Source organism: Prosthecobacter sp. Pr1 (assembly GCF_057652315.1).
In genome coordinates this window covers 326,379-341,370 of the sequence record NZ_JBYFBS010000005.1, presented here as the reverse complement: position 1 = coordinate 341,370, position 14,992 = coordinate 326,379, and the positions used below count along the sequence as shown (strand labels likewise).

The 14,992-nt window shown below is 58.3% G+C and carries 10 protein-coding genes; 8 read left to right on the top strand and 2 right to left on the bottom strand.

Annotation, left to right across the window (positions count from 1 at the left end; translation table 11 throughout):
• The first annotated feature begins 9 nt into the window (after window positions 1-9).
• Genes ntrB through AC24GY_RS11070 form a run of 8 tightly spaced genes read left to right on the top strand, consistent with a single transcriptional unit; the run spans window position 10 to window position 11,329 of the window.
• Window positions 10-894, top strand: coding sequence for a nitrate ABC transporter permease (ntrB, locus tag AC24GY_RS11105; RefSeq protein ID WP_487682822.1), 885 nt, complete (start codon window positions 10-12; stop codon window positions 892-894).
• Between the two features lie 20 nt (window positions 895-914).
• Window positions 915-1,835 (top strand): ABC transporter ATP-binding protein, encoded by a 921-nt coding sequence (locus AC24GY_RS11100; RefSeq protein WP_487682819.1) that lies wholly within the window; start codon window positions 915-917, stop codon window positions 1,833-1,835.
• Window positions 1,832-2,710: an ABC transporter ATP-binding protein gene (locus tag AC24GY_RS11095; protein WP_487682817.1), complete on the top strand. Its 879-nt coding sequence runs from the start codon at window positions 1,832-1,834 to the stop codon at window positions 2,708-2,710. Before AC24GY_RS11100 ends, AC24GY_RS11095 begins: the two co-directional genes overlap by 4 nt.
• Before the next feature lie 32 nt (window positions 2,711-2,742).
• Window positions 2,743-4,149, top strand: coding sequence for an alginate export family protein (locus AC24GY_RS11090; protein ID WP_487682815.1), 1,407 nt, complete (start codon window positions 2,743-2,745; stop codon window positions 4,147-4,149).
• A gap of 29 nt (window positions 4,150-4,178) precedes the next feature.
• The gene (locus tag AC24GY_RS11085; RefSeq protein WP_487682814.1) at window positions 4,179-5,810 is read left to right on the top strand and encodes a diflavin oxidoreductase; all 1,632 of its coding nucleotides are present in this window, start codon (window positions 4,179-4,181) and stop codon (window positions 5,808-5,810) included.
• Between the two features lie 22 nt (window positions 5,811-5,832).
• Window positions 5,833-7,548, top strand: coding sequence for a NirA family protein (locus AC24GY_RS11080; RefSeq protein ID WP_487682812.1), 1,716 nt, complete (start codon window positions 5,833-5,835; stop codon window positions 7,546-7,548).
• Window positions 7,545-9,134, top strand: a complete 1,590-nt coding sequence (locus AC24GY_RS11075; RefSeq protein ID WP_487682810.1) for a DmsC/YnfH family molybdoenzyme membrane anchor subunit — start codon at window positions 7,545-7,547, stop codon at window positions 9,132-9,134. Before AC24GY_RS11080 ends, AC24GY_RS11075 begins: the two co-directional genes overlap by 4 nt.
• A 2-nt stretch (window positions 9,135-9,136) precedes the next feature.
• Window positions 9,137-11,329, top strand: a complete 2,193-nt coding sequence (locus tag AC24GY_RS11070; RefSeq protein WP_487682808.1) for a molybdopterin oxidoreductase family protein — start codon at window positions 9,137-9,139, stop codon at window positions 11,327-11,329.
• Window positions 11,330-11,383: 54 nt separating this feature from the next.
• On the opposite strand, the gene AC24GY_RS11065 is transcribed toward AC24GY_RS11070, so the two are convergent.
• Window positions 11,384-13,915 (bottom strand): DEAD/DEAH box helicase, encoded by a 2,532-nt coding sequence (locus AC24GY_RS11065; protein ID WP_487682806.1) that lies wholly within the window; start codon window positions 13,913-13,915, stop codon window positions 11,384-11,386.
• A gap of 48 nt (window positions 13,916-13,963) precedes the next feature.
• Window positions 13,964-14,920: a YHYH protein gene (locus AC24GY_RS11060; RefSeq protein ID WP_487682804.1), complete on the bottom strand. Its 957-nt coding sequence runs from the start codon at window positions 14,918-14,920 to the stop codon at window positions 13,964-13,966.
• Between the last annotated feature and the right edge of the window lie 72 nt (window positions 14,921-14,992).

Here is a 14,992-nt window from a genome sequence, read left to right as displayed (position 1 = left end):
AGCCGCATTATGCACCTGATCCAACGCTTCAAACTCGACTCCATCATCCTGCCTCTCGGCGCGATCTTGGTCTGCTGTCTTCTCTGGTATCTCATTGCCGGAAAGTCTGTCATCACTGAAAAAATCGATGACTTCGGTGACAAGATCAAAGTCACCAAACGCGCGGGCCTATCCGCCGATCTCCCGACTCCGGTCGAGACATGGACGGCAAGCAAGCTCTACATCACGGAGCCGTTTGCCAAGCGTGGAGAGTTGGATCAGGGCATCTTGCGGTTCACCTGGATGTCTCTGGTTCTCGTGGTGCAGGGCTACTTCATTGCCCTCGTTATTGGTACGCCGATTGGCTTCTGCCTCGGTCTTTCGAAGAAGTTTGCCACAGCCTTTGATCCCATCATTCAAGTGTTGCGGCCGGTCTCACCGCTGGCTTGGCTGCCACTGGGAATGATTCTCTTCAGCGGGGTGAAGTTTGTGAATGGTGAGGGGCGCACGACCTTTGGTGCCTCTGATGCCGCAGCACTTTTCACCATCGCCATCTGTGCGATGTGGCCCACGGTGATGAACACCGCCGTCGGCGTGCGTGCTGTGCCGCAGGATTACCTGAATGTTGCCAAGGTGCTCAAGCTCTCCAAATCAAAGACGCTTTGGAAGGTCCTGGTTCCTGCCACGTTGCCATACATGTTTACGGGCTTCCGCCTGAGCCTCGGCATCGCCTGGCTTGTGATCGTGGCGGTGGAAATGCTCACCGGCACACCCGGTGTGGGAGGCTTCCTCTGGCAGCAATACAACGCCAACAGTTACGCCCACATCATTCTCTGCATCCTCACCATCGGCGTCGTCGGCTACGTGCTCGATCGCCTGATGAGCGTCGTCGAATCGCGGTTCAAAACCGCTTAACCCTCAACTCTGATCCAGATATGCCGCTTATCGAAATCAAAGGTGCCTCCAAAGGCTTTGGGCTTCCGGGCAGCCGCACGGAGGTTCTCAAGAACATCAATCTCTCCGTCGAGGAAGGCGAGTTCGTCGTCATCGTTGGGTATTCGGGTTCGGGTAAATCGACCTTGATCAATCTGCTCTCCGGCCTGGTCAAACCTGACACAGGAACGGCCCTCATTGAGGGGAAGGTGATCACAGAGCCGGGGCCAGATCGTGGCCTGGTTTTCCAAAATTACTCTCTGTTGCCCTGGCTCACAGTGGAGGAGAACATTGCGCTCGCCGTCGATGAGGTCTTCAAGGACTGGACTCCTGAGCAGCGCAAAGAGCACATCGCGAAACACATCGCCATGGTGAAACTCAGCCATGCGGCACACAAGCTGCCCAAGGAGCTTTCCGGCGGCATGCGCCAGCGCGTCTCAGTGGCTCGCACGCTCGCCATGAATCCCAAGGTGCTGCTCATGGACGAGCCCCTGAGCGCACTCGATGCTCTCACACGCGCCCAGCTTCAAGATGAGATCAGCGACATCTGGATGCAGAATAAAACGACGGTCATCTGGATCACCAATGACCCCGACGAAGCCATCCTGGTGGCTGACAAGGTGATTCCCTTGCTGCCTACATCGCCCGCGACACTCGGTGAGACCATGATCGTGGACATTGAGCGGCCGCGTGATCGCAAGGCGATCAATCACGATCCCAAATTCAAAAAACTGCGCGCCGAACTCATCTGCACGCTGCTGGACGCCAAAGGCCGCAACAAAGTGAAGTCTTCAGTGCAAATCAGCCTGCCTGATATCCTGCCCGAAGACCTCACCTACACCAACTCGCTGCAGTTCCTCAATCGCACCGGGCCGAAGCGCCGCAGTGACAACAAGCGTGAAGAAGTGGAGGTGGCAGCATGAGCGCGATCCTCCCCATGCTCGAACTGGATCGTCTGTGGAAGACCTACGACACCCCAAAGGGGCCGATGACGATCGTCAAAGACTTCAATCTCAAACTGAAGGAAGGCGAGTTTGCCACGCTCATCGGTCACAGCGGCTGCGGCAAAAGCACCGTGCTTATGATGGTCGCAGGCCTGAGCGATCCCAGCCAGGGGAACATGATCCTTGCCGGTCGTGAAGCCAGCGGTCCCGGTCCAGATCGTGGCATCGTGTTTCAGTCGCCCTGCCTGCTGCCATGGATGACGGCCTTTGAAAACGTCATGCTCGGTGTGAACCAGGTGTACTTCACCGCCAGCAAATTGGAGCGTCGTCAGATGGCGGAGTATTACCTCACCATCGTGGGGCTTGGCGATGCGATGCACAAGCATCCCGGTGAACTCTCCCAGGGGATGCGCCAGCGCGTGGGCATTGCGCGCGCATTTGCCCTGCAGCCCAAAATGCTGCTGCTCGACGAGCCCTTTGGCATGCTCGATTCGCTCACTCGCTATGAGTTGCAAGAGGTGCTTTTGGAACTGTGGCGCCGCAACCGCATCACCACGCTTATGGTCACGCATGATGTGGATGAGGCTATCTTCCTCTCTGACCGCGTCGTGATGATGACGGACGGACCTGAGGCGGAAGTCGGTGACATTTTGCAGATCCCCTTCGAGCGCCCACGCAACCGAAAACAGATCATGGAAGATCCGCGCTATTACGAGCTGCGCGAGCGCCTCATCACCTTCCTCAACGACAAATCACACATCCGCCCCAGCCGCGATCCGAAGTTTGTCCCGTCTCCAGACATGGCCGCCGAACTGGCCACCCATGCCGCCCCTTTCCCTGCAGCCGCCGCTTAGCCGAATTAACAACGCACCCCTCCCATACCCACATGAAAAGGCTACTCACGCTTTTGCTCGCGACTTCATCGCTCGCACTCGCCCAAACTCCCGCTCCGAAAACCACGGCTCCCGCCCCAGCGCCTGTCCCCGGCTTCACGCTGGCTCCTCCTCCGCCCACCTACGCTCCCATGAAAATGGGCAAGCTGACAGTCGATGTGCAGGAAAAGATGCGCTACGAAATCCGAGACAATAACTTCGACTTCAACGGCGCAGTCAACAGTCCGCAGGACGCTGCCTGGCTGCTCCAGCGTTTTCGTCTGGGGCTTGGGTATGATTTGAATCCATGGCTCAAGCTCTATGTCCAAGGGCAGGACGTACGTGAAATCGGCGGCAGCCGGGCGCGCCAGATCGGAGTGAACGGCGCTGAAGGCGATGATGTCTTTGATGTCCTCAAGGCCTACATCCAGATCGGCAATCTCAAAAAGGGATTCAGTTCCGTCCTCGGCCGCCAGTTCCTGTCCTATGGCGATCAGCGTCTCCTGGGGCCGCTGGAATGGGCCAATCAGGCACGCACTTTTGACGCCTTTAAGTTTCGCTACACCGCGAGCAAGTGGTCTCTTGATCTCTTCACCGCCAGCCCGGTGAACTTTGCCAACAACAAGTGGAACAAGTCGGACCTCCTTGACCAGGCAGATCACCGCAATGCCTTCATGAGCGGGATCTACCTGAGCACGCTCTTTGTGCCCTTCAACACCACCACGGATTTCTATGTGTTTCACAATCGGGATGACGGCACGGCAAACTTCGGCGCACCGACTGGCTCAACGAGCTTTGTCACTCTTGGCACGCTGTGGAAAGGCGATCCGAAGAAGCTGAACGGCTTTGACTATGACACCGAGATGGACTTCCAAACCGGCAAGGTGGGCGGTCGTTCTCTCACCGCCTACGCCGGCCACTGGGGAGCAGGTTACAACTGGTTGAAACACGCATGGAAGCCACGTTTTGGCCTGCAATACAATTATGCCAGCGGCGATGGTGATCCGAACGACGGCAAGATCGGCACCTTCCAGAACCTGTATCCGACGAACCATCTGTTCTACGGCTACATGGATACCACGGCCTGGATGAATGTGCACAACCCCCAGGTGAATTTCAGCTTCATGCCGACGCCCAAGATGAAGGTGATGCTGGACTACCACCTCTACTGGAACGCCAACAATGCCGACGCGTGGTATCGCGCCAATGGTGCCACCAAAGTTCGCCCTCTCAGCACCGCCGCCAATAACGCCAGTAGCTTCCGAGGCCAGGAATTTGACATCACGATGAGCTACAAACTCAACCCTCACGTCGCGTTTCTGACCGGCTACAGCTACTTCATCGCTGGTGATTACCTGAAGCAGACCGGCGCGGCGAGCAATGCCCAGTTCGGCTACGTGCAGGTGCAGATCGATTTCTAATTTCAATTATTCTCAAGCCGCTCTGACAGATGAAAATCGTTCCTCTCATTCCCGAAAATGCACCCTTCAGTGTGGAGCAGCGTGCCTGGTTGAATGGGTTCCTTGCTGGAGTCCTCAATCGTGGCGCTGCGGCCAGTGGTGCAGCACCTGCGGAAACAAAACGACCCTTGCTCATCGCCTTCGGCAGTCAAAGCGGTAATGCGGAAAGTTTGGCCAAGCGGCTGGCCAGGGAAGCATCGGGTCGGGGTTTTGCAGCGCGCGCTGCAGGCCTCGACTCGCTGCAACCCGCCGACCTTGTCAAAGAACAAAACGTCCTTCTCATCACCAGCACCTGGGGGGAAGGGGACATGCCCGACAATGCCGTGTCCTTCTGGGACAGCCTCAATCAAAATGGCAGCAGTCCGAAACTGGATGGCGTGCAGTACAGCATTCTCGCGCTAGGAGACAAAAACTACGGTGATACTTTCTGCCTGGCTGGCAAGAAGCTCGACACACGCCTCGCCGAACTCGGCGCGAAGCGCATTGTGGACCGGGTTGATTGCGACGTAGAGTTCGACGACCTCGCGAAGAAGTGGAGTGCCAATGCTTTCACCGTTTTGAGCGGAGATTCCTCAGCGACATCTGCCGCAGTCGTTGGTGCAGCAGAGGTAGAAGAGACAGGCTATAGCAAAAAGAAGCCGTTCCCAGCCAAGCTCATCGCCAACGTGCCTTTGAATACCCGGGGCAGCAGCAAGGACACCCGACACATTGCTTTCTCGCTCACCGGCAGCGATCTGACCTACGAGGTCGGAGACGCACTGGGCGTGTTCGTACAAAACTGCCCTGAAGTGGTGGATGCGGTCATCGCTGCGCACGCCTTTGATCCGCAGGCGGTGGTGGCTCTGCCTGACGGTGGCAGCGCACCGCTACGGGAGGCGCTCATCAATCACTACGAAGTGAGAAACCTCTACGGAAAAGGGCCTGAAGCCAGTCTGACTCTCACGTCGTTCGTGGAAAATCTGCGCAAGCTGCAGCCTCGCCTTTACTCCATCGCTTCGAGCATCAAGAAGCATGAGAATGAAGTCCATCTCTGCGTCGCAGCGGTCCGCTACAGCAGCGATGGGGGCTCTCACAAGGGGGTGGCTTCCACGTTCCTTGCGGATCGTCTGCCACTCGAAGAGACCACGGGCATCTACTTCCACGCAGCGAACCATTTTCGCCTGCCTGCGGATCTCACAAGGCCCGTCATCATGGTCGGCCCGGGCACCGGCATCGCTCCGTTCCGTGCCTTCCTCGAAGAACGAGAAGCGACACAGGCTTCGGGGAAAAACTGGCTGTTCTTTGGCGATCAAAAGCGCGCCAGCGACTTCCTCTACCACGACCAGATCATTGAGTGGGTGCAAAAAGGACACCTCACACGGCTGGACACCGCCTTCAGCCGCGATCAGGAAGAAAAGATCTACGTGCAAACACGCATGCTGCAGGCCGCCACAGAACTCTGGCAGTGGCTGGAGGAGGGGGCGCACTTCTATGTGTGTGGTGATGCCAAACGCATGGCCAAAGATGTCGATGATGCGCTGCACAGCATCATCCAAACCGCCGGTGGCAAGACGACCGAGGAGGCCGCCGCCTACGTCAACCAAATGAAAAAGGAGAAACGCTATGCCCGCGATGTCTATTGAACCACTTCCCGCTGTGCTCCCGATGAACACCGATTTTTCCGGTGAGCAGAAGCGCTATCTCGAAGGGTTTTTTGCCGGCATTGCCGCAGGCGGAGTCTCCTTTGGTGATCTGGCGCCTGCACCGGCTGCTGCGCCTGCCGGACCCGCGTTGGATGATCTGACCAAGGAGGAGCGCATCAAACGTGAGTTGCATCCTTTTGATGCCATCGAGCAGCTCGTCATGGATGCACGGTGGAATTCCAAGCCCGAGCCTGAGTCGGTGTTTCGCTACAAGTGGAACGGACTCTTCTGGCTGAATCCCGTCAAAGACGGCTACATGTGCCGGCTGCGGATTCCCGGCGGCATCGTGAAGAGCTATCAGTTGCGGGAGCTTGCTGCCATCGCTCGTGAGCTCACCACGGGTTACATTCAGATCACCACGCGGAACAATTTTCAGATCCGCCTCATCGAGCCGAAGAACTGCCCCGAAGTGCTGCGCCGCATCCAGGGCTGCGGCCTGCACTCCAAAGGTGCGGGTGCGGACAACATTCGCAACATCACGATGAACCCATGTGCGGGCTATGATCCGCATGAACTCATCGATGTGCGTCCTTTGGTGAACGAACTCGCCACGCTCATCATTGCTTCCAAGGAGTTCTATGACCTGCCGCGCAAGTTTAACATCGCCTATGATGGCGGTGGCCTCATCTCAGCGGTGGAAGACACCAATGACATTGGTGCCAGTGCCGTGAAGATCGGCGAGAACAGTGAAGGCATCGAGCCCGGAGTTTACTTCCGCATCGCTTTGGGTGGCGTCACAGGACATCAGACCTTTGCCAGTGACTGGGGTGTCATTGTGAAGCCGGAACAGCTCAATGATGTCATGGTCGCGCTGCTGCGAGTCTTCATTCAGTTCGGCGACCGTACGAACCGCAAGAAGGCGCGTTTCAAATATGTCATTGAAGACAAGGGCCTGGATGGTGTGCTGGCCGAAGCTGAGAAGCTGCTGAAGTTCAAACTCACCCGCCTTGCGCCGACGGCACCGTGCCAGGCTAAACGCGAGTTCTCCCAGCAGGGGCATTCACACGTTGGCATGTTTCCGCAGAAACAGGAGGGCTTGGTTTACATCGGTGCCAGCGTTCCCGTGGGGCAGATGACCGCCAAGCAGCTCGACCGCATTGCAGATCTGGCTGACAGTTATGGCTCTGGTGAGATCCGGCTCACGGTCTGGCAGAACTTCATCATTCCGAACATCAAGGCGGCCTACGCTGCCACGGTGGCAAAGTCGCTGAAGAAGCTTGGCTTTCCCAGCGAGCAGTCGAATCTCAAAAGCGGCTTTGTAGCCTGCACCGGCAACAAGTACTGCAAGTTTGCTGCCACCGATACCAAGGGGCACGCCATCTCCATGATGGAGTATCTCGACAAGCGGGTGAAGCTGGACAGGCCCGTGAACATTCACTTCACCGGCTGCGCACACTCCTGCGCCCAGCATTTCATGGGTGACATCGGGCTGCTCGGCACCAAGGTGAAATCCGAAAGCGGTGAGGGCTATCACATCACGGTGGGTGGCGGCTTCGGCGAGAACCGCAAGATAGGCCGCCAGATCTTCAGTGGCGTGGCCTTCGAATCTCTCGGTTCCACTTTGGAGGCGATGCTCAAAGGCTATCTGGACAAGCGCAGCGCAGAGGAAACTTTTCATGCTTTCTGCAATCGGCACACGGTCGGTCAACTGCAGGAGGTGTTCAGCTCTGAGTCATGATATGCGATCTGGAGCGCTCGATCTCAGCTGGCGGCTCTGCCGTCAGCATCATCGACGCGGCACTGCGTGAGCAGCAGACATTGCGCACTCCTGTCGCTCTTTTCTCCGACGAATACGATTCTAAATCAGTGCGTGATCGCTTCACGCATCTCATCCCGCTGAGCAGGCCGGATCCCGGTGAACAGTATGCATTTGAGGTCAATCTGGACGCCTGCACCGGCTGCAAAGCCTGCGTGGCAGCCTGCCATTCTCTGAATGGCCTCGATGACGGGGAGAGCTGGCGCGACATGGGTTTGCTCGTCGGCACCCGGAAGCAGCCGTATCTGCAAACCGTCACCACGGCCTGTCATCACTGTGTCGATCCCGCCTGTGCGGAAGGCTGCCCGGTGCTGGCTTATGACAAAGACACTGTCACAGGCATTGTGCGGCACCTGGATGATCAGTGCATCGGCTGCAGCTACTGCATTTTGAAGTGTCCGTATGAGGTGCCGAAGTTCAATCTGAAGCGTGGCATCGTGCGCAAGTGCGACATGTGCCAGGGGCGCCTCGCTGAAGGGGAGGCGCCTGCCTGCGTCCAATCCTGCCCCAACGAAGCGATCAAAATCAAGGTCGTGAAAATCGAGGCGGTGGCGGATCGTGGCAGCATCATCACGGGGGCCTTTGATTCGAGCTACACACGGCCTACGACGACCTATGTTTCCACACAGCCTGCGCCCACAACCGCCAGACCTGCGGATGCGGGCCGTCTGGATCTGGATCATGGGCATGATCCGCTCGCATGGATGCTGGTTCTCACGCAGATGAGCGCCGGAGGCTTCATCGGTTGCGCCATTGCCATGTGGATGAACTGGATCACCTTGCAGCAGGCTGCCATCACCAGTGCAGCAGCCCTTGTTGTGGGCTTGGCGGGAGTGGCTTTGAGCACGCTGCATCTGGGGCAGCCATTGAAGGCCTGGCGGGCATTTCTTGGCTGGCGCAAATCATGGCTGTCACGTGAGATCATGGCCTTTGGTGCTTTGCCAGCAGGCGGGCAGGCTATCTTTGTGACCTGGTGGCTGGGGAATTTGGAATGGATGAGGCTGGCTGTCACGGGGACTGCAGTAGCAGCCACGTTCGCCGTGTGGTGTTCGGTGATGGTGTATGTGGACACTCGCAGGCCGTTTTGGTCGATGCAGAATGTCGCCACCAAATTCCTCGGCACGATGTTGCTGCTGGGGGGCGTCTTGTGCGCCGTCGTTTGGAGCTGGACCGGCATGGTCATCGCTTCGTGGGCCATGACATTCTCGCTGGTGTGTCGTTGGAGTTTGTCGCTTTGGGAGATTTCCGGTTATCGGCGGGCTTTGGACGATGAGAACTGTGCCTGGCACAAATCAGCGCGCGTATTGCAGAAACACCTGTCGAAGCAAATCGAAGCGCGAGGGCTGCTGCTCATTGCAACTGGCTTGTTGATCCCTGTCATGATCGCCGCAGGGGCCTCGGTGGGGTGGATGTTGAGCTTGTCGCTGCTGCTCACGTTCGGCAGCCAGTTGATGGAGAGGCTGTATTTCTTCACTGCCGCCGCAGGCTCAAAAATGCCGGGGAACTGACCATGATGAAACTTCCTGCCATGACCTTGCGAGAATGGTCCGGCCCTCTCACGGCCGATCTCGTGCGTGAACCCGCGAAGTTTGGCCTTGGGCAGGTGCCATCCCACCTGATGCCGGATGCGACGACGACAGCGGTCTGTGGCTTTTGCTCCACCGGTTGCGGACTTAAAGTCCACCTCAAGGATGGCGCAGCGGTCAATCTCACACCAGATCCTGACTATCCGGTCAACCTCGGTGCCGCGTGCCCTAAGGGCTGGGAGGCTCTAAGTGTGCTCGACGCGCCGGATCGCGCCAGGATGCCGCTGCTGCATGGGAAGGAGGTCGATTGGGACACTGCATTGCGCTACTTCTGCGACAAGATGCGCGGGGTTCTCGATGAGCATGGGCCCGAAGCTGCCGCCTATCTCAGCACCGGGCAGATCATGTTTGAGGAGATGGCCTACCTCGGCGCTCTGGCAAAGTTTGGAATGGGCATGATCCATGGAGATGGCAATACGCGCCAGTGCATGGCCACTGCTGTTACCGCCTACAAGGAGAGCTTTGGTTTTGATGCGCCTCCGTTCACGTATGCTGATTTTGAAGAAAGCGATGTGCTCGTCTTCATCGGTGCAAATCCGTGCATCGCGCATCCGATCATGTGGCAGCGTGTCCTGCGAAACAAACGCCAGCCGCAGATCATCGTCGTTGATCCACGGACCACGGAGACGGCCATGGCCGCCACTCAACATTATGCCATCAAGCCCAAAAGCGATCTCACGCTCCTCTACGGTCTCGCCCATCTCATCATCCGCGACGGCGGCGTGGACACCTCCTTCGTGGAGCAGCACACCAGTGGCTTTGATGACTTTCAGCGCTTCCTCGCGGACTTCCATCCGGCGCGCGTCTCGCAGGAAACAGGCATTAGTGTGCATCGCCTCGTTCATTTTGCGCAGACCATCATCTCCGGATCACCGCGTGTCTCGTTCTGGTGGACGATGGGAGTGAATCAAGGGCATCAAGCCACCCGCACCGCACAAGCCATCATCAATCTGGCACTGATGACAGGGAACATTGGCAAACCCGGCACCGGCGCCAATTCGATCACGGGACAGTGCAATGCCATGGGCTCACGCCTCTTCTCCAACACCACGAATCTGCTTGGCGGGCATGATTTTCGCAATCCACGGCATCGCGAGAAAGTCGCCGCCGCCACCGGCATTCCGGTGGAGCGTATTCCTGACAGGCCCAGCATGGCATATGATCAGATCCTCAAAGCGGCTGACGAAGGCAAGGTGAAGGCGCTGTGGTTTGTGGCCACCAATCCGAGCCATTCGTGGATTGATCAAAACGAGATCAACCGCATTCTCGACAAGCTCGACTTCGTGGTGGTGCAGGACATGTACTGCACGACTGAAACGGCGAAGCGTGCGCATCTGGTGCTGCCAGCGGCGGGCTGGGGTGAAAAGGAGGGCTGCTTCATCAACAGCGAGCGCCGCATCGGGTACAGTCCCAAAGTTCATCGTGCGCCGGGTCAGGCGCTGGCGGATTTTCACATCTTCCGTCTCATCGCCCATTACTGGGGTTGTGATGACTTGTTTCGTGCATGGAGCAGTCCGGAGGCGGTCTTTCGCGTGCTGCAGCGCTGCACGGAAGACCAGCCCTGTGACATCACGGGCATCAATGGGCATGAGATGCTGCGCAAATCCGGCGGTGTGCAGTGGCCGCTTTCCAGAGCTCAAAGTTCCAAGTTTGAAGCTTCAAGCTGGAGGGAGCGCCGCTTGTTTGAGGACGGACAGTTTTTCACTCCGGACAAGCGCGCGAAGTTTGTCTTTGATGCGCCGGAAGCCGCGCCGGAACAGTGCAGCAATGAGTATCCGTTGATTTTGATCACCGGGCGCGGCACCAGCGCGCAATGGCATACGGAGACGCGCACCGGCAAATCCGCAGTGCTGGCGAAAATGATTCCTGAAGAGTTGATGCTGGATCTCAATGCGCAGGATGCTGTCCGTCTCGGCGTGCGTGATGGCATGATGGTGCGCGTCGTTTCGAAGCGAGCTGAACTCACGGTTAAAGCACGGCTTACCACCACAGTCTCACCCGGCGAGGTGTTTCTGCCGATGCATGACAGCCGCGTGAACCAACTGACGCATGCCTCCTATGATCCTCATAGTCGGCAGCCGAGCTACAAGCACTCGGCGGTGAGGGTGGAAAAGTAGCCTTGTTGCCGGGCCACAAGGATTCCTGTTCCACAGGAACAGGGCAATTTTTAGCTACTCGATTTTTCGCACGGTTGTCAGCGTCAGCGAAGGCTTCCCGTTCTCGCGTGCCTGCGCCAGATCGACGGTGAACTCCACCTGCCAGTCGTTCAGTTCTTCGGGATCTGTCAGCACCTGGCAGATGCGCCATGAGCTGTTGTCCTCGCTCGGTTCCACATAGGTATGGCGGCCGTTGCGGGCTTCGTTGTCGAGGCGGATGCGTTCATGCTCCGCGTAATAAGGCTCCATGAGAGCCTCCAGGGATTCGGCGTTGAGTGGGCTGCTGACGGTGCTGACTGCAGCGGCATAGTTTTCCACGGAGAAGGGGCGCAGGAAGCGGAAGATCTCGGTGCGGATGAGTGCGGTGAATTCGCGTTTGTTGCGTGTGATGTCAGGCGCTTCGGCTGGTTTTTCCTCCTGCTCAGCCGGCTTGAAGTTGGGATCGCGCATACGCTCCCATTCATCCAGCAGGCTGGAGTCGGTGCCGCGCAGCACTCCGGCGATCCATGCCTCCATTTCCTGCACGGGTTCGGTTTTGAAGTTCTCGGGCACGGTCTGCGCCAGCACCTTGTGCACGCCGGAGAGATGCCGCAGCAGCACGCCTTCGGCGCGGTGAAGTTCGTAGTCGTTGATGTAGTCGCTGAAGGTGCGGAAGTTTTCGAACATCTCGCGGGCGATGCTTTTGGGCCGGATGTTCTCCTGGCCGATCCATGGGTGTGCCTCACTGAAGGCATTGAAGGTGCTGTAGATGAAGTCGCGGCAGGGTTTCGGGTATTCCAGCTCCTCCAGCTTGGCGATGCGTTCTTCAAACGGGATGCCTTCGTTCTTCATCGCCACCATGGCCTCGTCCTTCACCTGATCGAGCTGACGGCGCAGGATGATGTCCGGATTTTCGAGGATGGACTCGCAAAGGGTCATCACATCCGCCGCATAGGTGGGCGAAGCGGGGTCAATGAGCGCGAGGGTGTCGATGAGATAAAGCGAGAGCGTGTAGTTCAGCGAGAAATCCTCCTGCAGCTCCACATTGAGCCGCAGCTTGGTGCCGTCCTCGTCACGCTGTGCGGTGGGGATGATCTCGATGATCTTGCGCTGCACCAGTGCGCGAAACAGCTCCCAGGCACGCTTCTCGTGCTGTTTCTTCGCGTTGGTTGTTTCGTGCGAGTCTGCAATGAGCTGACGCATCGCGGCACAGGCATCGCCTTTGCGGCTGAGCACCTGAAGCAGCATGCCATGCGAGACTTGAAAGCGCGACATCAGCGGCTCCGGTGCGGCGCTTTGCAGCTTTTTGAAGGTGTCTTCATTCCAGCCCACGAAGCCCTCGGGTGCTTTCTTCTTCACCATTTTGCGCATCTTCTTCACATCGCCGGCAGCCTTGGCTTCCATCTTCGCATTCTCCACCACGTGCTCCGGTGCCTGGCAGACGACGTAGCCCACATCGTCATACCCACGCCTTCCGGCACGTCCGGTGATCTGGTGGAAGTCACGCGCGCTCAGTGTGGCCACCTTCTCGCCGCCATACTTGCTCAAGCGCGTGAGCAGCACGGTGCGGATGGGCACATTCACACCAACGCCCAGGGTGTCCGTGCCGCAGATCACTTTCAGCAGGCCACGCTGTGCCAGTTTCTCCACCAGCACGCGATACTTTGGCAGCAGCCCGGCATGATGAATGCCCACGCCGTGGCTGAGATACTTCTTCACTTCCTTGCCATAGGGGCTGGTGAACTTCGCGCCCAGCATCGCTTCTTTGATCGATGCCTTTTCTGCGGCGGTGCAGAAGTTCAGGCTCATCAGATCCTGCGCAGCCTGCGCGGCTTCGTTCTGCGTGAAGTGCACCAGATACACCGGCGCTTTGTTGGCCGTCACGAGCTCCTGCAGCGTCACATCCACGGACGTCTGCGCATAGCTGAATTCCAGCGGCACCGGCCGCTCATACGCTGCCACCACGGTGGTCTCGGCCTTGGTCAGGTTGGTGAGCTTCTCTTTGAAGAAATCGGAGCCGCCCATCGTGGCGGACATCAGCAGAAAGCGGGAGTCGCTCATCGTCAGCAGCGGCACCTGCCAGGCCACTCCGCGCTCGCGGTCGGAGTAGTAGTGAAACTCATCCATGATGACTTCGCGAAAGGGGGCCTCAGCTCCATCCCGGAGAGCGTAGTTTGAGAGAATCTCCGCCGTGCAGCAGAGGATGGGCGCGTTACGGTTCACCGTGGCATCTCCCGTCGCCATGCCCACGTTGTCAGGGCCAAAGTCGCGGCACAGGGAAAGAAACTTCTCATTCACCAGCGCCTTGATCGGGCAGGTGTACACGGAGCGGCGCCCTTTCGCGAGGGAGCGAAAATGCAGAGCCAGCGCCACCAGCGATTTGCCCGAGCCCGTCGGAGTGTTGAGGATCACGTTGCGATCATCAAACAGCTCCAAGATGGCCTCTTCCTGCGCGGGGTAGAGCTCCAGATTTTTCTCTGCCACGTAGTCAAGAAACCCCGCCAGCAGCTCGTCATTGGAGCAGTCGGTGGATTTCGGCAGTCGGCGCAGCAGCGGGTGATCAGTCATCTCCTGCCCATCGCCTGCGACCATCACGCATGCAACCGTCTGACGAGATCAAAACGGGGGCGGGAAGAAACCTGGAGGTGGGCGCATGCTCGGGCCGCCGGGGGGGCCTCCCGGGCCACCACGCCGACCGCGTCCGGGTGGGCCTAAGCCGCCGCCGGGTGGGCCACGCCGAGCGAAGCTGGCATCCGGCGTGCCTGCGAACTGACGTGGCACGTAGGGATACTCATTCGTGAGCACGTAATAATAAGTGCCCTGAGGAAATTCGGGAGTCACTCCAAAGCGGCCGTTGCTGGCATCCAGGTCGCCGCTGCCTTCAATGTATTCGTAGTCCTGCACAAAGGCTCCATCATACTTGCCACCGGGAGAGCCTGCAGGGCGGGTGCCTTGCTTGATGGCATAGCTGGAATCGAGTTTCTTCAAGGCGCTGTCGCCATCCTTTGCCGTGCTGTAGCCCCAAGGACCGTAAATGGGAAAACCATCAGCCGCCCAGCCGACGAGCACCACCTGCGGCTTGTCTCCGCTGATCTTCTCAATCATGCCATTGGGGATGCCGTGGTAGTGGTAGGCCCCATTGGGCTGCACATGCGCGTTGCTCGCATCGAGCCCGAGATCAATCGCCCCGCCATGCGGTTCATACTGCCAGCCGCTCGCCGGATTGCCCTGCCACCACTCCGCAGCGAAGGGATCAAAGACAACGCCATTCACCGCGATGCCGAAGGGCTGCATGTGAAACGGCACCGGTTTCTCCGCGACCTTCGGATGCAGCGGCACCTTGTAGTCATAGATCTGTGGCGCGATTACGTTGGGATTATGCCGGTTGGGGAACTGTCCGGGTGTGTGATCGGGAATGCCATTGGCCTGAATGCGGCGGTAATTGTCATCCGTGGTGATCTTCACCTCATTCGGCGGCAGCTTTGACGAAGCGGCGAGGCAGGCGGTCACAAGTGCGGTGCTGATCACTTTGATCAGCATGGCAGGGGTGGCAGAGAGGCGGGAAAATCTCATGTCGGGGAGATAACCCTACAGGCGCGGTTTCGTTACAAAAATAATCTGCCACGGGTTCTCTCGATTCCCGCT

What these genes read in the sequence shown, in the direction of transcription:
- ntrB (WP_487682822.1), top strand. Translation starts at nt 10, where the DNA reads ATGCACCTGATCCAACGCTTCAAACTCGACTCCATCATCCTGCCTCTC.
- AC24GY_RS11100 (WP_487682819.1), top strand. Translation starts at nt 915, where the DNA reads ATGCCGCTTATCGAAATCAAAGGTGCCTCCAAAGGCTTTGGGCTTCCG.
- AC24GY_RS11095 (WP_487682817.1), top strand. Translation starts at nt 1,832, where the DNA reads ATGAGCGCGATCCTCCCCATGCTCGAACTGGATCGTCTGTGGAAGACC.
- AC24GY_RS11090 (WP_487682815.1), top strand. Translation starts at nt 2,743, where the DNA reads ATGAAAAGGCTACTCACGCTTTTGCTCGCGACTTCATCGCTCGCACTC.
- AC24GY_RS11085 (WP_487682814.1), top strand. Translation starts at nt 4,179, where the DNA reads ATGAAAATCGTTCCTCTCATTCCCGAAAATGCACCCTTCAGTGTGGAG.
- AC24GY_RS11080 (WP_487682812.1), top strand. Translation starts at nt 5,833, where the DNA reads ATGAACACCGATTTTTCCGGTGAGCAGAAGCGCTATCTCGAAGGGTTT.
- AC24GY_RS11075 (WP_487682810.1), top strand. Translation starts at nt 7,545, where the DNA reads ATGATATGCGATCTGGAGCGCTCGATCTCAGCTGGCGGCTCTGCCGTC.
- AC24GY_RS11070 (WP_487682808.1), top strand. Translation starts at nt 9,137, where the DNA reads ATGATGAAACTTCCTGCCATGACCTTGCGAGAATGGTCCGGCCCTCTC.
- AC24GY_RS11065 (WP_487682806.1), bottom strand. Translation starts at nt 13,915, where the DNA reads ATGACTGATCACCCGCTGCTGCGCCGACTGCCGAAATCCACCGACTGC.
- AC24GY_RS11060 (WP_487682804.1), bottom strand. Translation starts at nt 14,920, where the DNA reads ATGAGATTTTCCCGCCTCTCTGCCACCCCTGCCATGCTGATCAAAGTG.